Origin of the sequence: Streptosporangium sp. CA-135522 (assembly GCF_050949235.1) — a bacterium.
Taxonomy (GTDB): Bacteria; Actinomycetota; Actinomycetes; order Streptosporangiales; family Streptosporangiaceae; genus Streptosporangium.
Genome location: NZ_CP192026.1, coordinates 2,025,685 through 2,044,865, shown reverse-complemented (window position 1 = coordinate 2,044,865; position 19,181 = coordinate 2,025,685). Strand labels below are relative to the sequence as shown.

The window sequence follows — 19,181 nt, the reverse complement described above, 5'->3', positions numbered from 1 at the left end:
CAGTGCCGACCCTGGGCCAGGTAACGCCCCGGTCGCGCGGCCGGTCCGCCCAGGCCTGCAGGCCGGCGTCCATCTGAGCGCTCACGGCGGCGATGTGCGGCAGGAAGTCGAGGAGCTGCCCGACGGTCATGCGGTCCGGTCAGGATTCCTTTGGTGGGCCTGAGGTGGTCGAGGTGGAGCGGCCGGAGCCCTGGTCGCCGAGATGCTCGTCCGGGTGCGTGCGACCGGCTCAACCCGACCGATGCCTGGGCACCGGACCATCAGATCCAGCCTCGCTCCTTGGCGCGGGCACCGATCTGGAAGCGATTGGCCGCGTCCAGCCTGGCCATCAGGTCCGCGACATAGCCCCGGAACGTACGCACGGACACGCCCATCGCCCGAGCCGCCACCTCGTCCTTGCCAAGCCGATCGAGTAGAACGAGCACCTGTTTCTCGACGGGGCTGGGATCGGCCGCGTCGGGTTCGAGGTCGACAGCTCGGCTCCAGGCCTGTTCGAAGAGCCCGATCAGCGTCCCGATGATGCCGGGCTGCCGGATCATCAGCGCCCCGGCGGCGGGATTGTCCAGTTCGATCGGCACGAACGCCGTCTCGCGATCGAAGATGAGCAGCAGCTGGATCGGCTCGTCGATCACCCGGTGCCGGTCGCCGGCCCGGTGGATCTCGTGGAAGTAGGCGGCCACCTGCGGGTTGTCCAACGTGCTGCGATGCACGATCGACCGGTGGCGGACGCCTGCGCGCAACTCGGCCAGGGCCCTGTCGCGGACGCGAGGATCCACCCGCGAGCGGGACGGATGCATCGCCAGGACGTCCTTGACGTTGGCGGACGCCTGCCAGATCCGCTGCTGGGTCTGCTCGACGCCCTCGACGCGCTCCACGAGCTCGATCGGCTCACCAGCACTCTGCTCGGCCAGCAGCGAGGGGAGAACCGCGGTGACCTGGCGCAACTCACTGCCGACCGCGTCCAGCCGCCGTTCGATCAACCGTTCCATCGCCACCTGAGGTCCGACCGCGGTTACACCCCCATCAGAGCCCACTTCCAAAAGGCGCAGCTCCACCAGGCGTTCGAGGACGACCCTGTCGACCTCTGTGGCATCGGTGCCTGGATTCCGCAGAAAGAAGCGATAGATCAGCTCATCGGACGGGGAGATCCCGAGGGCTTCCAGACTCATGAGGGAAATCTATTGGCCTGTGCATGTTGCTGTAACGATCCCCCTTCACGTGCAACAACGCGGAAGCCTCCCGGGTGGGCTTCTTGGGTGTGCGGATGACCGTGCAGGAGCGCGACCGCCGGACCTGATCCACCATGGCGTACGCGTAGCGTCACCGGCCCGACATCGATGTCGTTGAGAGCAAAGCCGTCGAACGTCTGATGCGGATTCCCGATCGCCCCGAACGTGAGCACAGCCCTGATGCGCCGCCAGGCTTCTCGCGGGTCGGGCCGGCCGGCGACCTTGGGGAGATGAACACCTGCTGGATTCGGCGAGGAAGCTCTGCCAGCCGGCACTGTCACGCGGGGCGGCGCACATGGTGACCGCCTGGCCGTCGGCGATGCGCAGGTCTCCGTAGACCCAGGGCTTCTCCGGTCCGCGGCCGAAGGAACGCAGCACCAGGGGGTTTGCGTTTCGGGGTGGTGTTTCCTTGCAGCGGGTGGCCATGCGCTCCTTTCGCCAGGGAGGCTTCAGCTACGGCGCGGCACCCTGAACCGGTCGGGAAGAGATCGCTTCAGCCTCTCCCGGATCCCTGAACGGCCGGAAAAGGCAGCGACTACGGCGCGCACGCCCTACGGCCGGCGGCCATGGCGCGGAGGTGGGTGGGTGGTGCGGCCGGCGTAAAAAGAGCCCGCAACCACCGCGCCCGAACAGGCCGAAGGCCTGAACCAACCAGAACGCAACTGAGACGGCCGGTCGCACCACCCACCCACCGCAGCGCGAACCCCACCCCAACCACCGCAACCCGCTAAACCGCAGCCCGAACCCCACCACGCCGTGGACAACCCACCCGGCACGACCCACACAAGCTGCACCGGACAACCCTTACGTCAGGCGGCCGTGGCCATCTTTCGCAGGCGTGCCAGCGCGTCGCGCTCGATACGGCGGGCGCGGTCGCGGCCGATGCCGTAGCGCTCTCCCACCTCGGTCAGCGTGTGCTCGCGACCGTCCATCAGGCCGTAACGCCAGCGGAGCATCTCGCGGGTCTGGCCCTCCAGGCCGGTCAGCCACTGCTCCAGGCGCTCCCGCTCCAGGATGTCCAAGGCCTGCTGCTCGGGATCCGCCCACGTCTCGTCGGCGATCATGTCGCCGAGCTCTGTCTCGTCCTCGTCGCCTACGCCCAACTGGAGGGAGACGGGGTCGGAGGCCCAGCGGCGCAGCTCGCGGACCCGCTCGATCGGCAGCTCCAGCACGGCGGCCAGATCCGCGTCCGTCGGCTCCTGGTCGAACTCGGCCAACATGTCGCGCCGGACCCGCATCAGCCGGGTCATCTGCTCACCGGCATGGGTGGGCAGCCGGACCGGCCGGGCCTGCTCGTGGATCGCGCGGCCCACGGACTGGCGAATCCACCATGTGGCGTATGTGGAGAATTTGTAACCACGGCGGTAATCGAATTTCTCGACCGCCCGCACGAGGCCCAGGTTTCCTTCCTGGACCAGATCGATCAGCGGCATTCCCCGCCCGGAGTATTTGCGCGCGACCGCCACCACAAGACGTAGATTGGCCTGGATGAATTCATCTTTGGCCCGTTGTCCTGAAATAGCGAGTCGTTCGAGCTCCTCATCGGCGGCGTCCGCGATCCGCGGCTCCGCCAGCCCACTGTCCAGCAACTGCTCCGCGAAGAGACCCGCCTCGATCCGCTTGGCGAGCTCGACTTCCTCTTCCGCGGTGAGCAGGGGCACCCGCCCGATTTCAGCCAGGTAGGTCCCGAGCAGGTCTCGATCCGAGACGTGCTGATCCTGCGTCCGATTCCCCGTCGGCCTTGCCATCCGATGGCACCTCGCTCCGCCTGCTTATGGCAGGCCCGCACGCTCGCTCAAGGCCCCGCGCGTGCGGACATGCCGCTTGCCTAATCAACGCTCGGATCAGTGCAAAGATTCCCTAAAGAAGTACGCCCGAAGAACGGTTTTGATTTCCTCCTCAAGGAGGATGCACTTCGCACGTGATGTCACAGGCGTTGCCGCTGCCCCGACCGGCGGGGCCTCAAACCAGGCATCTCAGACCAGACCCTCAGATCAGACCAGGCACCTCAACCCAGGCACCTCAACCCAGGCACCTCTGATCAGACCAGGCACCTCAACCCAGGCGCCTCGGACCGGGACCTCGATCAGGGCGACTCACACCAGGCGACGCCCCTCCTTCCAGACCTCCGCCACCAGCGGCACCCCCGGCCGGTAGGCGAGGTGGACGTAGGACGGAGCGTTCAGGACGACCAGGTCGCCACGCGCTCCCGCCTTCAACGTGCCGACGTCGTCGCGGCGCAGCGCCCTGGCTCCGCCGTACGTGGCGGCCCTGATCGCCTCAAGCGGCGTCATCCGCATCTCCCGGACGGCCAGCGCCAGGCAGAACGGCATGGAAGAGGTGAAAGAGGAGCCGGGATTGCAGTCGGTGGCCAGCGCGACGGTCACCCCGGCCGCCAGCAGGCGGCGCGCGTCCGGGTACGGCGAGCGGGTGGAGAACTCCGCCCCGGGCAGCAGGGTGGCCACCACTCCGGCCGAAGCCAGCGCCGAGACGTCCTCGCCGGTCAGGTGAGTGCAGTGGTCGGCCGAGGCGGCGCCCAGCTCGGCGGCGAGGCGCGCGCCCGGACCGTCGCCGAGCTGGTTGGCGTGAATCCGCGGCAGCAGTCCGGCTTTGATCCCGGCGAGCAGGATCTCCCTGCTCTGGTCGGCGTCGAACGCGCCGCGCTCGCAGAACACGTCCACCCACCTGGCGTGCGGCGCGCAGGCCTCCAGCATCTCTCCGGTGACCATGCGAACGTAGTCGTCGGCGGAGGACGCGTCCGGCGGCACGATGTGCGCGCCGAGATACGTCGTCTCGTCCGTGAAACGTCTGGCGATCTCCAGCGATCGGCGCTCGTCCTCGACCGTGAGACCGTAACCGCTCTTGATCTCGACGGTGGTGGTCCCCTGGGCGTGCATCTCGGAGACCAGGGCGGCCGTCCTCTCCGCGAGGAGGGCGTCGGTGGCGGCGCGGGTCGCGGCGACCGTGGTGCGGATGCCTCCCGCGGTGTAGGGCTCACCCGACATGCGGGCGGCGAACTCCGCCGTGCGATCTCCGGCGAAGACCAGGTGGGCGTGGCTGTCCACGAAACCGGGGATGACACAGCGCCCTGCCACATCCACGCGCGCGTCGGCGCCGGGGTCGTCGCCGGCCGTTCCGATCCACGCCACCCGGCCGTTCTCGACCACCAGGGCGGCGTTCTCGATCTCCTCCCGCCCGGGGTCACCGGTGTAGAGCAGCCCGATCCGGTCGAAGAGGACACTCGGTCGATCGGCGCTCACGCGTTCTCCCCCCGTGCCTCGACGATCGCCTCGCCCAGCAGCGTGCCCACGTCGCCGAGGACGTGCCGTCCCTCGGCGACCACCCGGCGACCGCCGGACACCACCGAGTGCACGTCCGCGGCCGTCGCGGCGAAGACCACCGCCTCCGAGGCGCCGCTGCGGGGCGCGCCCGCCGTACGGACCGAGTCGAGCCGCACCGACACCAGGTCGGCCCACGCGCCGGGCACGAGCATGCCCGCGTCGGGGAAGCCCAGCGAGGCGTGTCCGGCGGCGGTGGCGGCGTGGAGCAGTTCGGCGGCCGTCCAGTGGCCGCGCTGCTCGGTGGCCAGCCGCTCGTCCAACTCGACCGCGCGGGCCTCCTCGAACAGGTCGATGACCGCGTGGCTGTCCGAGCCGAGCGTGATCGGTGAACCCGCCTCGCACATCGCCCGGGCCGGGCCGATGCCGTCGGCCAGGTCGCGTTCGGTGGTGGGGCACATACAGACGTGGGTGCCTGACTGGCCGAGCAGCGCGATGTCCACGTCGGACACGTGCGTCGCGTGCACGGCGGTGGAGCGGGGGCCGAGCACGTCGTGCTCGCTCAGCACCTGGACGGGGCTGGCGGCGTACATCTCCACGCAGGCGGCGTTCTCCGCCCGCTGCTCGGACACGTGGACGTGCATCGGCAGCGCGTGGTGGTGGGAGAACCTGCTGACCGTCGGCATCTGCTCGGGAGGAACCGCGCGGACCGAGTGGACGGCCACGCCGACCTCCACGTCCGCCGCTTTCCGGTAGGCGCCCACGAGATCCTCGACCCGCACGGCCCATCTGTCGGCGTCGCCGTCGCCGAAGCGCAGTTGCGTGCCGGCCAGCGGGGTGCCGAAGCCGCCGGTCAGGTAGCAGGCGTCCAGCAGCGCGATGCGCAGGCCGGCCTCCCTCGCGGCCTGGACGAGGGCGTGGCCCATGACGTTCGGGTCGTCGTACGGCGTGCCGCCCGGCCCGTGGTGAAGGTAGTGGAACTCCCCGACGGCGGTGATTCCGGCCAGTGCCATCTCGGCGAAGGCGGCCCTGGCCAGCCGGAGGTAGGAGTCGGGGGTGAGCGTCGTGGCCACGCCGTACATCTGCTCGCGCCAGGTCCAGAAACTGCCCTTCTCCCGCTGCGTGACCCCGCGCAGGGCGCGGTGGAAGGCGTGGGAGTGCGCGTTGGCCAGCCCGGGAACGGTCAGCCCGTCGAGCCGGACGGAGCCCGCGGGAGGTTCGGCCATGCCCGGTGTGATCTCTTCGATCCGGGAGCCCGAAACTTTCACGAGCACTCCCGCGACGACCTCGCCCGGTGGTAGCCAGGCCAGTTCGCACCAGTAGTTCAGCTCCGGCACAGCTCCTCCAGGGCGGTGGCGAGGGCGGCGACCCCCGCGCGGCAATCGGACATCTCTGCGTATTCATCCGGGGAATGTGAGATTCCCGTTGGATTGCGTACGAACACCATCGCGCTGGGTATGCCCGCGGACGCGAGGATCCCGGCGTCGTGACCGGCTCCGGTCGGCAGGACCGGCACGTCCCCCAGTGCCGCCGCGATTCGTTCCCGCAGGGCCCGGTCGAAGTCGACGACCGGGGTCCACGATTCGGCGCTCACCTCGGCTCCGGAGAACTCGGTCAGCTCGGCGACCAGTGCCTGGACCGCCTTCTCGTCGCCGCCCCGGGCGTCCAGCCAGGCGCTGACCAGTCCGGGGATGGCGTTGGCGTTGTTGGGCGACACGCGAAGCTTGCCGAAGGTGGCCACCACGCCGCCCCGCTCCGCGGCCTGGCGGGCGTGCAGGACGGTCCGGGCGAAGGGCAGCATCGGGTCGTCGCGGTCTTCCAGCCGGGTGGTGCCCGCGTGGTTGGCCTGGCCGTGGAAGTCGAACCGCCAGCGGCCGTGCGGCCAGATGGCGGCGGCGACGCCGACCGGGGCGTCCCGGTGGACCAGGGCCTGCCCCTGCTCGACGTGGAGCTCCACGAAGACGCCGACGTGGCCGAGGGTCTCGTCGTCGCGGCCGAGCTCGCCGGGGTCGCGACCGGCCCGGCGCAGCACCTCGGCCATCGAGTCGCCCTCGTCGTCGATCAGGCCGCGGGCCCGGTCGGGATCCAGCGCGCCGGTGAGCAGCCGGGACCCCATGCAGGGGACGCCGAACCTGGCGCCCTCCTCGTCGGTGAAGCAGGCCACCCCCAGCGGGCGCCGCGGCTCGAAGCCCCTGGCCCGTAGCATGTCGAGGGCGGCGAAGGCGGACACGACCCCGAGGGGTCCGTCGAAGGCGCCGCCCTGCCGTACCGAGTCCAGGTGGCTGCCCGTGACGACGCCCGGCCGGCCCGAGGGGTCGCCCCACCAGGCCCACAGGTTGCCGTTACGGTCTTCTCTCAGGTCGAGGCCGCGCCCGGCGGCCTCCTGGCGGAACCACTGCCGCAGCTCCAGATCGGCGGGCGACCACGCGTCGCGAAGGTAGCCCCGGGTCCGGCCGTCACGTCCGAGGTGCGCGATGGCACCCCACATCTCGTCGAACACCCCTCCATTATGTGAATGGAGTCATTCATTGGCGAACCCGCACCCCCTCAGCGGGCGGGTCCACCCGATGGGCGGACGGTGATCTCGGTGAGGTGGGCGTCGGGAGAGGCCGTCACCGCCGCCATCACCGCCCGGGCCACCGAGTCCGGGGCCAGGTATTTCTCCGGCTCGTAGACCCCGCTCTCCTGGGCCCGCACCCCGCGCTGCATGTCGGTGTCCACCCGTCCCGGGTAGACCGTGGTGACCCGCAGGTCGGGCTCCTCCAGGCGGAGCGCGTCGGCGAAGGCGCGCAGCGCGAATTTACTGGCGGCGTAGGAGGCCCAGCCGGGGTTGGCCCGCTGCCCCGATCCCGAGTTGATCAGCACCACCTGGCCGCCCGCCGCGCGCAGCGCCGGCAGCAGCAGCCTGGTCAGCTCGGCCACCGCGACCACGTTGACCTCCATCGTCCGCCGCCACACCTCGGCGGGTGTGTCGGCGATCCGCCCCAGGGTCACCACGCCCGCGCTGTGCACCAGCACGTCGAGCCGGTCGATCCCGGCGACGTCGGCTTCGGTGACGGCGGTGAGCTCGACCGGCCAGGGGCGCGCGCCCGGCAGGCCGGCGCACACCTTGGCCAGCGCCTCGCCGTCCCGGCCGCCGAGCAGCAGGTCGTGGGCGGGGGCCAGGGCGTGCGCGATCGCCGCGCCGACCCCTCGGGAAGCGCCGGTGACCAGCGCGGTCGGTCGTGCAGACATGCGGGTCACCCTACTCCGGGCGGCTCCGGGTCATCCCGGTCACCCCGGACACCCGATGCCGTCCGGGCATCCGTGCGGCTCCCCGGCGGCGGCAAGACCGTCTACGAGATCACCGAGACCGGGCGGGCCGAGTTCATGACGCAGCTGATGAACCACTGGTGGAAGATCATGCCGATCGTCGACCCCTTCCAGGTCGCGCTGACCTTCATGGACAGGCTCTCCCCCGCCGACCTGTCCGACGCGCTGGAGGGCAGGGCGGAGCAGCTCAGAGCGGCCGTCGCGATGCTGGGCCGGGCGATCGGCGCCAAGCGCGCCCACGGCGCGCCCAGGCACGTGGACGAGGTCCTGTGGCTCGACTCGGCCCAGCTCCAAACGCAGCCGGCCTGGATCGAGGAGGCCATCGGCAAGGTCGAGAGCGGTGACCTGCCGTGAAAACCTGTTGAGCTTCTCCCTACGTCAGGCTTCAGTCTCTCCTCGGGACGCCCGTCGTCCCCGGACGCTCCCGGCTCTCCCGAGCGCGTCCGGCTCCTGCCGGCGCACCCCCGACCGGCACACCCCCGGAACACCCATCCACGAAAGGAGAATCATGATCATTGAAGCGCACGGGCTGCGCAAGACCTTCGTCGCCAAACGAGGGCGAGGCAAGACGGAGGAGGTCGAGGCCGTCCGCGGCCTCGACCTGGCCGTGGACGAGGGCGAGATCTTCGCCTGCCTGGGCCCGAACGGCGCGGGCAAGACCACCACCGTCCGAATGCTCGCCACCTTCGTCGTCCCCACCGCCGGAAGCGCCCGGGTGGCCGGGCACGACGTGGTGAAGGAGGCGGGCAGGGTCCGGGAGAAGATCGGCTATGTCAGCCAGAGCGGCGGCGTGGACGACAACACCCCGGGCAGGGAGAGCCTGCTGCTGGCCGCGCGCATCGCCGGGCTCTCCCGCAGGCAGGCGCTCACCCGCGCCGACGAGTTGTTGGAGACCTTCAGCCTGACCGAGCTCGCCGGCCGCCCGGTCAAGACGCTCTCCGGCGGACAGAAGCGGCGGTTCGCGCTGGCCATCGGCCTGGTGAACCGGCCTCCGCTGGTCTTCCTGGACGAGCCGACCACCGGCCTGGACCCGCAGAACCGCGCCAACCTGTGGGATGAGGTGCGCACCCTGCGCGACCAGGGCACCAGTGTGCTGCTGACCACCCACTATCTGGACGAGGCCGACGCGTTGTGCGACCGCCTGGTCATCGTCGACCACGGCCTGATCGTCGCCGAGGGCACCCCCGAGGAGCTCAAGAAGGAGGTCTCGGGTGATGTCGTAACGCTCAGGCTCGACGACATCGACGCCGCCCAGAAGCTGCTCGCCGCACAGCCGTACATCAAGCGGACCCAGGCGGAGGACGACGCGCTGCGCGCCTATCTCGACGACGGCGAGCACAACCTGCCCGCGCTGCTGCGCGCCCTGGAGGCCGGCGGCCTGGGCATCCGGTCCATCTCCCTCGACCGGGCGACGCTCGACGACGTGTTCCTGCGGCACACCGGCCGTTCCCTCCGCGACGCCGCCTGACGCCGCCCCGACCCCAGAGGACCCCCCGATGTTCCGACACACCATGCTGTTTCTGGGCTACGAGCTCGGAAACGTCCGCCGCAACCCGGTCTGGCCGCTGTTCGGCATCCTTCAACCCGTGCTCTACCTGCTGCTGTTCGCCCCGCTGCTGACCGGGATGACCCCGGGCGGAACGCTGACCGACGCGCTGCGGGTGTTCACGCCCGGCGCGATGATGATGATCGCCCTGTTCGGCTCGCTGTTCACCGGCTTCGCGATGATCCAGGAGACCCGCAACGGGGTGCTGGAGCGGCTCGCGGTCAGCCAGGCCTGGCGGCCCGCGATCATCCTCGGCCGCGTGCTGAAGGACATGATCGTGCTGGTTCTCCAGGCGCTCCTGGTGATCGGCGTCGCCGTGCTGATGGGCCTGCGGATCGGCCTGCCGGAGCTGGGCCTGATGGTGCTGCTCATGGCCGTGACCGGCCTGTTCGCCGCCAATCTGTCCTACGGCCTGGCGCTGGCGCTGCGCGACGAGAACGGCATGTCACAGATCATCCAGTTCTTCGCGCTGCCGCTGATGCTGCTCGCCGGCATGATGCTGCCGATCTCGCTCGGTCCCGACTGGATGCAGGCGGTCGCCAGGTTCAACCCGCTCTACTACTCGGTCGAGGCCGGCCGCTCCCTGTTCGCCGGGCACCTGTCCGACAGCACGATCCCGACGGCCTTCGGCGTCTTCCTCGTGCTCGGCGCGCTCACCCTCACCTGGTCGGTCCGCTCGCTGCGCAAGCTCGCGGGCTAGAGCCGGGCGCGGCCGTCAGTCGATGAAGATCCCGGCCCGGTCGATCATCCGTTCGTACTCCTCCAGCCGGGCCTGCGTCCGCAGCGGCGCCGCGTCCGCCATGGCCTCCACCAGCACCATGGCCAGGGCGAGCGGCGCCGCGTGCGAGTCGAACACCAGCCGCTCGCCGACCGGGGCGTCCAGGATCACGTCGGCCTCGAACGGCGCGTCCGGCCGATCGGTGATCACCGCGGTCCGCAGGCCGAGCTCCCGGGCGCTGCGCAGGGCCTGTACGGCCTCGGCCGGATAGCGGGGCAGGATCACCGCGACCAGCCAGCCCGCCCCAGCCCGCCGGGCGGCGTGCAGGCCGTCGGCCAGCTCGGAGCCGCCGTGGGTCAGCAGGCGGACATCGGGGTGGATCCGGCGGGCGAAGTAGGCGAACGTGGTGGCCAGGCCGCTCGACACCCGCAGCCCGAGCACCGGCAGCGGCTCGCACCCGGCCAGCTGGGCGCCCAGCTCCGCGACGGCCGACGGATCACCCAGCCCGTCACGGACGTTGCGCAGGTTCTCGATCTCCACATCGATCGCGGTCTGCAGGTCGTTGGCCCGCGACGGGTTCCGCTCGCCCACGACGAAGGGCCGCAACGCCTGCCGGAGCTCGGGGTATCCCGCGAAGCCGAGCACCATGGCGAACCTGGTCACCGACGGCTGGCTCACCCCGGCCCGTTCGGCCAGCTCCACGCTGGACAGGAAGATGGCCTCGGCCAGGTGGTCATCGAGGTAGCGCGCGATCCGCCGCTGCACAGGCGACAGCCGCCGGCCCTCCAGGAGTTGATCGAGTGCGTCGCCCACGCCACCTCCAACCGCTCGATCGTCGGCGAGCATTCCCGCCGGCCGCCCGACGCCCCCGGCGCCGCTCACAGGACGGCGCCGGGGGCGGGAGGCGGCGTCTCAGGACTCGCGCATCGGGATCCGGACGCCGCGCTCCTGCGCGACGGTGGCGGCCCCGTCGTAGCCCGCGTCGACGTGGCGGATCACGCCCATGCCCGGGTCGTTGGTGAGGACGCGGTTGAGCTTCTCGGCGGCGAGCGCGGTCCCGTCGGCGACGGTGACCTGCCCGGCGTGGATGGAGCGGCCGATGCCGACGCCGCCACCGTGGTGGATGGAGACCCAGGCGGCGCCGGAGGCCACGTTGAGCATGGCGTTCAGCAGCGGCCAGTCGGCGATCGCGTCGGAACCGTCGGCCATGGCCTCGGTCTCCCGGTACGGCGAGGCGACCGAACCGCAGTCGAGGTGGTCGCGACCGATCACCAGCGGGGCCTCGATCTCGCCGGAGGCCACCATGTCGTTGAACCGCTCACCGGCCAGATGGCGCTCGCCGTAGCCGAGCCAGCAGATGCGCGCGGGCAGACCCTGGAAGTGGACCCGCTCCCCGGCCAGCCGGATCCACCGGGCCAGCGGCTCGTTGTCCGGGAACAGCTCCAGGATCGCCTTGTCGGTCTTGGCGATGTCCTCGGCGGATCCTGACAGCGCCGCCCAGCGGAACGGCCCCTTGCCCTCGCAGAACAGCGGCCGGATGTAGGCCGGCACGAAGCCGGGGAAGTCGAACGCGCGGGTGTATCCGGCCAGCTGCGCCTCGCCCCGGATCGAGTTGCCGTAGTCGAACACCTCGGCGCCCGCGTCCTGGAACCCGACCATGGCCTCGACGTGCCTGGCCATGGCCTCGCGCGCCCTGCGCGTGAAGGCGGCCGGGTCCTTCTCCCGCTCGGCGGCCATGTCCTCGAACGCCACGCCGATCGGCAGGTACATCAGCGGGTCGTGCGCCGACGTCTGGTCGGTGACGATGTCGATCTCCGCGCCCCGGCGGAGCAGCTCGGGCACGGCCTCGGCCGCGTTGGCCTCCACGCCGATGCTCAGCGGCCTGCGCTGGTCGCGGGCCTCGTAGGCCAGGCGCAGCGCCTCGTCGAGGTCGTCGGCCTTCACGTCGAGGTAGCGGTGCTCGATCCGCCGGTCGATCGACCTGGGGTCGCAGTCGATGCAGATCGCCACGCCGCCGTTCATGGTGACGGCCAGCGGCTGGGCGCCGCCCATGCCGCCGAGCCCGGCGGTCAGCGTGATCGTGCCGGCCAGCGAGCCGGCGAACCGCTTGGCGGCGACGGCCGCGAAGGTCTCGTAGGTTCCCTGCAGGATGCCCTGGGTGCCGATGTAGATCCAGGAACCGGCCGTCATCTGCCCGTACATGGTCAGGCCCGCCGCCTCCAGGCGACGGAACTCCTCCCAGTTGGCCCAGTCGGGCACGAGGTTGGAGTTGGCGATGAGCACCCGGGGCGCCCACTCGTGCGTACGGAACACCCCGACGGGACGACCGGACTGCACCAGCAGCGTCTCGTCGCCCTCCAGCGTGGTCAGGGTGCGGGTGATCGCGTCGAAGGAGCGCCAGTCTCGCGCCGCCTTGCCCGAACCGCCGTAGACGACGAGTTGCTCCGGATGCTCGGCCACCTCGGGATCCAGGTTGTTCTGGATCATGCGGAGGGCCGCCTCCTGCGGCCACCCCTTGGCTGTGAGCGTGGTGCCGCGCGGCGCGCGCACGATCCGGCTGCCGGTCATGACCGAGCCTCCCCATCAGGACTGAATGAATGCATTCATATTTGTCACCTGGAGGCTACCGGTCAACCCGAGGAAGAGGGCATCCTGGGCAATACATCCCAGGATGCCCTGCCTTCCGGCCGCCGTCCCGACCTTTTTCCTGGCCCCCTGCCCCGCACGGACTGGACCGGAGATCGGGTGCGGCGAGCGCCCGACGAGCGCTCCTGTGCCAAGGAGAGGCTCCGCACAGGGCGGGATGCCCGGTTTCCTGGGTGGTCAACCAGTCAGCCGGACCGACGCCCGAACTATCCCGTTACGTTCCGCGGGAATTTACATCCGGAGGCACAGCGCACGAGCTCGGATCTACGTCGGCAGGAGGAACTGGGTGGCGGCCAGCTCGCGGTAGAGATCGTCGTCGTCGAGCAGCTCTCCGTGGGTGCCGACGGCCCGCACCCGGCCCGCCTCCATCACCACGATCCGGTCGGCGCTGGTCACCGTGGACAGGCGATGAGCGATCACGAGCACGGTCGTCTCCTTCGCCACCTCCGCGATCACCTCGCGCAGCCGTAGCTCGTTGACCGCGTCGAGCTGGGAGGTGGCCTCGTCGAGCAGGAGCAGGCGAGGACGGCGCAGCAGGGCCCGGGCGATGGCGACCCGCTGGCGCTCGCCGCCGGAGAGCATGATCCCCCGATGGCCCACCTTGGTCTCCAGGCCCTCAGGCAGCCGGGCGACCAGATCCTCCAGCCGGGTCAGCGCGAGCACCCGGCGAAGGTCGGCCTCGCTCACGCCCGGCGCGGCGAAGACCAGGTTCTCCCTGAGCGAGCCGTCCAGCACCGGCGCGTCCTGCTCGACGTAGCCGAGGGAGGCGCGCAGCTCGCTCAGCGGCCACTGCCCGATGTCGCGGCCGTCGACCGTGATCGTGCCGGACTGCTGCTCGTAGAACCGTTCGAGCAGGGCGAACACCGTGGACTTGCCCGCCCCCGACGGGCCGACGAGCGCGGTCATGCCACCGGCCGGCACCGCGAAGGAGACGTCGTGGTGGACCACCGGCCGGTCGTCGCCGTAGCGGAAGGCCACGCCCTCGAAGCTCACCCCGGCGGGAGCCGTGCCGACCTCGCCGCCCACGCCGGCGCTCTCCTCGGCCGGGAGCTCCTCGATCTCGCGGATCCGCTTCACCGCGGCCAGGCCGTTCTGCATCTGGGTGACGCCCTGGATCAACTGGCCGATCGGGGCGACCAGGTAGAACAGGTAGAGCAGGAAGGCGATCAGCGAGGACACCTCCAGCGCGCCCGAGGCGACCCGCGCGCCGCCCACGCCGAGCACGGCCACGAAGGCGAGCTGCGCGGAGACCCACGCGGAGATGCCGGCGATCGAGGTCCACCAGGCGACCGCGATGCCCCGGTCCCGCGCCTCGCGGGCCGCCTCCGCCACGGTGGCGATCTCGCGGTCCTCGGCGCCGCTGGCCTTGACCGTGCGGAAGGCCTGCAGCACCCGGTCGAGCACCGCGCCCATCTCGCCCACCGCGACCTGCGCCTGCGTCGAGGCCCGGCGGATGCGCGGCATGACCAGGCCCACCAGTGATCCGACCAGGACCAGGACCGCCAGCGTGATGAGCAGCAGCAACCCGTCCATGATCACCATCATCACCACGGCGCCCAGGAGCATGAACACCGAGCCGACCATCTCGACGACGCCTTCGGTGAACACCGCCCGCAGCAGCGTGGTGTCGGAGGTCACCCGCGACAGCAGGTCTCCGGGCTTGAGCCGGTCCACCTCCGACACCCGAAGCCGCAGCATCCGGCCCACGAGGCTCTGCCGGGCGGAGAACACGACGCCCTCGCCCATCCGCTCCAGCACGTATCTGCCGAGCGCGCCGACGCCCGCGCCGACCAGCACGGCGGCCGTCAGGCCGAACACAGGCCCGACCAGGGAGCGCTGCTGGCCGAAGGCGTCGATGACCACTTTCGCGAGAAGCGGCATCGCCAGCCCGGCCAGCGAGCCGACGAGGCTGAGGATTCCGCCGAGGAGCAAGGCCCGTCGGTGCGGGCGGACGTAGGCGAGCAGGAGGCGCCAGGAGGCGGTCTCGGGCAATTTCATCTCCTTCGGAGGCTGACGTGACCGGACCCGGTCGCCGTCTTTCCTATCTACCGCGCACACGCCGAAGCCGGGCGCTGTGCCCGGCTTCGTAGACGAAAGTCGATACCGTCAACATAGGTTGACGGACAAGGAGATGTCAACCGAAGTTGACCACGGGAGATCCGGGGGCCGACTGGAGACATGCTCGGAAGGGCTTCGCGCGCGCCGCGATACGGGGTCAGGACGGGGTGAGCACCAGGCAGGCGTTGCTGCCGCCGAAGCCGAAGGAGTTGGACAGGACCGGGGCGGCGCCGACGGGACGTGGCTCGCCGTGGACGAGGTCGACGAGGTCGGCCTCGGGACCGCCGGTGAAGTTGGCGGTCGGGGGGACGAGCCCCTCGCGGGCGGACAGCAGCGCGATGATCGCCTCCAGCGCCCCCGCACCGCCGACCAGGTGGCCGGTCACCCCCTTGGTCGAGGTCACCGGGGGCGTGCGCCCGCCGAAGCAGGCGTGCAGGGCGACGGCCTCGGCGCTGTCGTTGTGCGGGGTGGAGGTGCCGTGCGCATTGACATGGCCGACGTCCCCGGGGTCGAGCCCCGCGTCCAGCAGCGCGGCGCGCATGCACTCGGCCGCGACGGAGCCGTCCCTGAGCGGTGCCACGATGTGGTTGGCGTCGCAGTTGGCCGCGTAGCCGCTGACCTCGCCGTAGACGCGGGCTCCCCGGGCCCGGGCGAGGTCGGCGCGCTCCAGGACGAGGAAGGCGGCGCCCTCTCCCATGACGAAGCCGTCCCGGTCCCCGTCGAAGGGGCGGCACGCCTCCGCCGGGGAGTCCGTCCGCTCCGACAGGGCTCCGACACGGGCGAAGGCGTACATGGCCAACGGGGAGAGCAGAGCGTCCAGACCCCCTGCCACCGCGGAGCCGACCACACCGGAGCGGATCGCGCGCAACGCCTCGCCGATCGCGGTGGCCCCGCTGGCGCAGGCGGTGTTGAAGGTCAGGCAGGGGCCGCGGTAGCCGTACCGGATGGCGATGCGCGCGGCGGTCGAGCTGGACATCAGCGTCGGCACGGCGTGGACGGGCACCTTCTCCCGGCCCAGCGCGTGCCCCACGATCAGGCTCTCCAGCGCGGCGAACCCGCCGCCGCCGGTGCCCACGTAGACGCCGCAGCCCTCGGCGGGCAGGCCGCCCGCGTCGGATACGGCGTCGGCCGCCGCGGCGAGGCCGATCTGACAGGTGCGGTCGAGCGTCCTGAGCTCGCGTCCGGTGAAGTAGTCCAGCGGCTCGAACGGGACCAGCGGGCAGCCGATCGAGACCGGTGCCCCCTCCTCTGCGAGCGCCGGGATCACGCTCGCGAGCGACTTGCCCGCCAGCACGGTGGCGAAGGCGTCCCGGACCGTGTTGCCCGCCGGGCTCTTCACACCCAGCCCGGTGACGACGACGCGTGTCACCGGGCCACCAGCGCGGCGTGCAGGATGCCCGCCATGTCGGCGACGGTCCGCGCGCCCGTGAAGTCGCCGGGTTCGAGCTGGACGCCCAGCCTCTCTTCGATGATGACGGCGATCTCCACCCATTCCAGGCTGTCGATCTGGTGGTCGGCGATGGTGGCGCCGGGCTTGATCTGATCGCTGGGCACGCTGAGCACCTCGGCGATCGCGGACTGGACTACGGATGTGGCTGAATCGAGGCTTACCATTCGCCCACCTTTAAAAGTAAAGGGATCGATCCACTCGGGCCCCCGCAATCCTCGGACTATAACTAAACAGACATAAGTTCTGTCTATCCCCTGCCAGGGGAAATTCCTGGAGTTTCTACTCATCCAGCGATAATTAACGACTCAAAAACCGAGCAATCCGCGGCCGCGAGGACGGGCGGGAGGGGAGGCCGGGACGGAAGCCGGGGCGCACGGCACGGGCGGCCGCCCGTGCCGGAGCGGGCGGGCCGCGAAAAAGGCCGGCGGCCGCGCCCGGAGTCCGGGAGGCGGCCGCCGGCCGGCACGTCAAGAAGTCACGACGGCGTCAAGGGGTCACGACGGCGATCTGGTCGACGTAGTCCTCGGTGATCCAGAGGTTGTCGTCGGATCCGGGCGCGATGTCGAACGGCCCGGAGACGACGGTCGGCAACGCGTACTCGTTGATGATCCCGGAGGTGCTGCTGCTGGCGACGTTGTTGGCGCTCTGCTCGACGAACCACAACTGGTTGTCCGACCCGACCGTGATGCCCCACGGGAAGCTGTCGGGGTCGGAGAGCGTGTACTCGGTGAAGCTGCCCGAGGTGGTGACCTTGCTCACCTTGCCGTTGGCGTCGGTGTACCACAGCTTGCCGTCCGGGCCCGGGGTGATCCCGATGGGCATCGCGCCGGAGGACGGGACGGCGTACTCGGTGATCGTCCCAGAGGTGGTGATCTTGCCGACGCTGCTGCCGAGCGGCTCGGTGAACCACAGGTTGTCGTCCGGGCCTGCGGTGATGCGCATGGGGTACATGCCGCTGGTCGGCAGGGCGTACTCGGTGATCGTCCCGGAGGTGGTGATCATGCCGATCTTGTTGCCCACCGTCTCGACGAACCACAGGTTGCCGTCCGGGCCGGCGGTGATGCCCCACGGATAGGAGTCCGCGGTCGGGATGGTGTACTCGGTGATCGTCCCGGAGGTGGTGATCCGGCCGATCTTGTTGGCCGCCGCCTCGGTGAACCACACGGCGCCGTCCGGGCCGGTGGTGATGTGCGCCGGCTGCGAGTCGGTGGTCGGGATGGTGTACTCGGTGAACAGACCCGCCGTGGTGACGCGCCCGATCTTGTTGGCGTAGTTCTCGGTGAACCACAGCGCGTCGTCCGGCCCGGCCGTGATGCCGATGGGCGTCGCCGGGCTGGTCGGTATCGTCAGCTCGTTGATCGTCGGGATCCGCCGGGCCTGTGCCTGCCTGGCCGGCTGGGTGAGCCGGGGCGCGGGCGGGAAGTGGCAGCGGATCCGCCGGTGCTGCGGCATCAGCTTGAGCTTGAGGCAGAGGGTCACCCAGGGGCGTGGCGGTGACGGACGGTGCGACGGGGCGGCGGAGGCGGACACCGGCAGAGGGGTGCTCGCCGCCAGGGCCAGGGCCATGACCACGAGCGGATACCCGAGGCGTCGAGAGCGAGGACGCATGACATTCCTTCCAAAAGCGAAAAAGGTAGAAAAGGAACGCGGGTAGGCCATTTTGTGTATTCGAGTGATCGAGGCCCGCGGCATCACGGCCGCCGACGGCGGGAATCTACGGGCATCGGCACGAACACCCTGAAGGCCCGATCCGGACGATGTTCTTCATTCCTGTCCGGCCCCGGCGACCCCAATATCTCCCACGGCCGCCGGTCACCTTCGATCATCTGCGTTCGTGGCTGGTCATGGAAACGCCAACTCATCGGCGGGTCGCCCGAGCGCGCCGAAACCCGTGCGGGCGGTTCCGGCCGTACGCCGGGGGCCTCGCGCCGGGGAAACCCGCCGTCGGCGGGAAAGGAGCCGCTCGGACAGAGGGGCTCGGAGCAGGGGCGCCGCTCAGGCGACCGAGTGAGTGATGGTCCCGGTGTAGGTGCCCGCGGCGGCGGCGGCCGGGATGGTGACGACCAGCGTCGGCTCCCAGCTGGTGGAGTTGGCGATGCCGATCACCTTGCGTCCGCTGAACGCGGTCGCCGGCGCGGTCAGGGTGACCTTCTGGGCGGCGGTGGGCTGCCCGGGGGTGCGGATGCCGCCGCCGGAGGAGGCGGTGGTCGACCCGGACCAGTAGGAGACGTTGGCCTTGGTGATGGTCTGCACCGGCGCGCCGGTGGTGAAGTCGGTGGAGGCCACGGTCGCCGTCCAGATGGGGTTGCCCGACCGGGAGTCGATCACGGTCACCGTGCCCAGGGAGGCGCTGAGCGTACTGCCCGCCGTGCCGCTGCCCAGGCTCGCCGAGTTGGGCACGGTGATCGCCAGCTGGTCGGCGCGCCAGGCGACCGTCGCGCTCGCCACGCCCACCGTGCTCCCGAAATCCGAGGTGGAGGCCGAGGCCCCCGGGGCGGCGAGGGCGAGCAGCACGGCGATCGACGCCGCCAGAGACAGGGGCGTTCGCGCGCTGGAGTCGCCCGCACAGCTCTTCCTCATTGCGATTCCTCACACGTGTCTCGTGGGCGATGCTCGTGGAGCATCTGTTCGGTTGCGCGCAGAAAAACCGATGGGCAGCCTAGATCATTTCGCCCGGACCGCGTTTCCCGAACGTCGTCCGTGGACGGCAAATCCACGGCAAAGGCAGCGGTGGAAACACCCGTTCCTGAACGAATGGGTGCACCCGCCGACGCCGCGCTCACAGGATCCGGGCACGGCGGGGAGACGGACGCACCCGAAAAGCCGCCGATCGGCCCACCGTCCCGCCCCGGGCGCCCGGCCGAGGCGCCCCGCCCGGAAACGCCCGAGGCGTGATCGGTTACGCCGCACCCTCGAATCACCGGCCCCACCAACACCAACAGTC

The 19,181-nt window shown here is 70.6% G+C and carries 16 protein-coding genes; 3 read left to right on the top strand and 13 right to left on the bottom strand.

The window, feature by feature from the left end; all coding sequences use genetic code 11:
• Positions 1-260: 260 nt before the first annotated feature.
• The 6 genes from ACQPYK_RS09885 to ACQPYK_RS09860 all read right to left on the bottom strand — a co-directional run bounded on the left by ACQPYK_RS09885 (position 261) and on the right by ACQPYK_RS09860 (position 7,741).
• The gene (locus ACQPYK_RS09885; RefSeq protein WP_433253380.1) at positions 261-1,169 is read right to left on the bottom strand and encodes a hypothetical protein; all 909 of its coding nucleotides are present in this window, start codon (positions 1,167-1,169) and stop codon (positions 261-263) included.
• An 869-nt stretch (positions 1,170-2,038) separates the two neighbouring features.
• Entirely contained in the window at positions 2,039-2,977 is a 939-nt protein-coding gene (locus ACQPYK_RS09880; protein ID WP_433253378.1) for a sigma-70 family RNA polymerase sigma factor, read from the bottom strand.
• A 348-nt stretch (positions 2,978-3,325) separates the two neighbouring features.
• The gene (gene hutI / locus ACQPYK_RS09875) at positions 3,326-4,489 is read right to left on the bottom strand and encodes an imidazolonepropionase (RefSeq protein ID WP_433253376.1); all 1,164 of its coding nucleotides are present in this window, start codon (positions 4,487-4,489) and stop codon (positions 3,326-3,328) included.
• Positions 4,486-5,844 (bottom strand): formimidoylglutamate deiminase, encoded by a 1,359-nt coding sequence (locus tag ACQPYK_RS09870; RefSeq protein ID WP_433253374.1) that lies wholly within the window; start codon positions 5,842-5,844, stop codon positions 4,486-4,488. The genes hutI and ACQPYK_RS09870 overlap by 4 nt, the downstream gene beginning before the upstream one ends.
• Positions 5,832-6,995 carry an allantoate amidohydrolase gene (locus ACQPYK_RS09865; RefSeq protein WP_433258745.1) on the bottom strand — a complete coding sequence of 388 codons (1,164 nt, stop codon included), beginning with the start codon at positions 6,993-6,995 and terminating at the stop codon, positions 5,832-5,834. Before ACQPYK_RS09865 ends, ACQPYK_RS09870 begins: the two co-directional genes overlap by 13 nt.
• Before the next feature lie 59 nt (positions 6,996-7,054).
• A complete protein-coding gene (locus tag ACQPYK_RS09860; RefSeq protein ID WP_433253372.1) occupies positions 7,055-7,741 on the bottom strand; it encodes an SDR family oxidoreductase in 687 nt (228 codons plus the stop codon).
• A 72-nt stretch (positions 7,742-7,813) separates the two neighbouring features.
• Here ACQPYK_RS09860 and ACQPYK_RS09855 point away from each other — a divergent pair, with 72 nt between their 5' ends.
• From ACQPYK_RS09855 to ACQPYK_RS09845, 3 genes are all read left to right on the top strand, one after another.
• On the top strand, positions 7,814-8,173 hold the full coding sequence (locus ACQPYK_RS09855) for a hypothetical protein (protein ID WP_433253370.1): 360 nt from the start codon (positions 7,814-7,816) through the stop codon (positions 8,171-8,173).
• Between the two features lie 154 nt (positions 8,174-8,327).
• Positions 8,328-9,287 carry an ATP-binding cassette domain-containing protein gene (locus ACQPYK_RS09850; protein ID WP_433253368.1) on the top strand — a complete coding sequence of 320 codons (960 nt, stop codon included), beginning with the start codon at positions 8,328-8,330 and terminating at the stop codon, positions 9,285-9,287.
• Between the two features lie 28 nt (positions 9,288-9,315).
• The gene (locus tag ACQPYK_RS09845; protein WP_433253366.1) at positions 9,316-10,065 is read left to right on the top strand and encodes an ABC transporter permease; all 750 of its coding nucleotides are present in this window, start codon (positions 9,316-9,318) and stop codon (positions 10,063-10,065) included.
• A 15-nt stretch (positions 10,066-10,080) separates the two neighbouring features.
• Here ACQPYK_RS09845 and ACQPYK_RS09840 read toward each other — a convergent pair whose 3' ends face one another.
• The 7 genes from ACQPYK_RS09840 to ACQPYK_RS09810 all read right to left on the bottom strand — a co-directional run bounded on the left by ACQPYK_RS09840 (position 10,081) and on the right by ACQPYK_RS09810 (position 18,817).
• Positions 10,081-10,896: a MurR/RpiR family transcriptional regulator gene (locus ACQPYK_RS09840; RefSeq protein ID WP_433253364.1), complete on the bottom strand. Its 816-nt coding sequence runs from the start codon at positions 10,894-10,896 to the stop codon at positions 10,081-10,083.
• Between the two features lie 99 nt (positions 10,897-10,995).
• On the bottom strand, positions 10,996-12,651 hold the full coding sequence (gene hutU / locus ACQPYK_RS09835) for a urocanate hydratase (protein WP_433253362.1): 1,656 nt from the start codon (positions 12,649-12,651) through the stop codon (positions 10,996-10,998).
• A 342-nt stretch (positions 12,652-12,993) separates the two neighbouring features.
• On the bottom strand, positions 12,994-14,727 hold the full coding sequence (locus ACQPYK_RS09830; RefSeq protein ID WP_433253360.1) for an ABC transporter ATP-binding protein: 1,734 nt from the start codon (positions 14,725-14,727) through the stop codon (positions 12,994-12,996).
• Between the two features lie 217 nt (positions 14,728-14,944).
• The gene (locus tag ACQPYK_RS09825; RefSeq protein ID WP_433253358.1) at positions 14,945-16,156 is read right to left on the bottom strand and encodes a beta-ketoacyl-[acyl-carrier-protein] synthase family protein; all 1,212 of its coding nucleotides are present in this window, start codon (positions 16,154-16,156) and stop codon (positions 14,945-14,947) included.
• Positions 16,153-16,401: an acyl carrier protein gene (locus tag ACQPYK_RS09820; RefSeq protein ID WP_433253356.1), complete on the bottom strand. Its 249-nt coding sequence runs from the start codon at positions 16,399-16,401 to the stop codon at positions 16,153-16,155. Before ACQPYK_RS09820 ends, ACQPYK_RS09825 begins: the two co-directional genes overlap by 4 nt.
• 322 nt (positions 16,402-16,723) lie before the next feature.
• Complete coding sequence (locus ACQPYK_RS09815) at positions 16,724-17,845, bottom strand: Vgb family protein (RefSeq protein WP_433253354.1); 1,122 nt, start codon at positions 17,843-17,845, stop codon at positions 16,724-16,726.
• Positions 17,846-18,232: 387 nt separating this feature from the next.
• On the bottom strand, positions 18,233-18,817 hold the full coding sequence (locus ACQPYK_RS09810; RefSeq protein ID WP_433253352.1) for a hypothetical protein: 585 nt from the start codon (positions 18,815-18,817) through the stop codon (positions 18,233-18,235).
• Between the last annotated feature and the right edge of the window lie 364 nt (positions 18,818-19,181).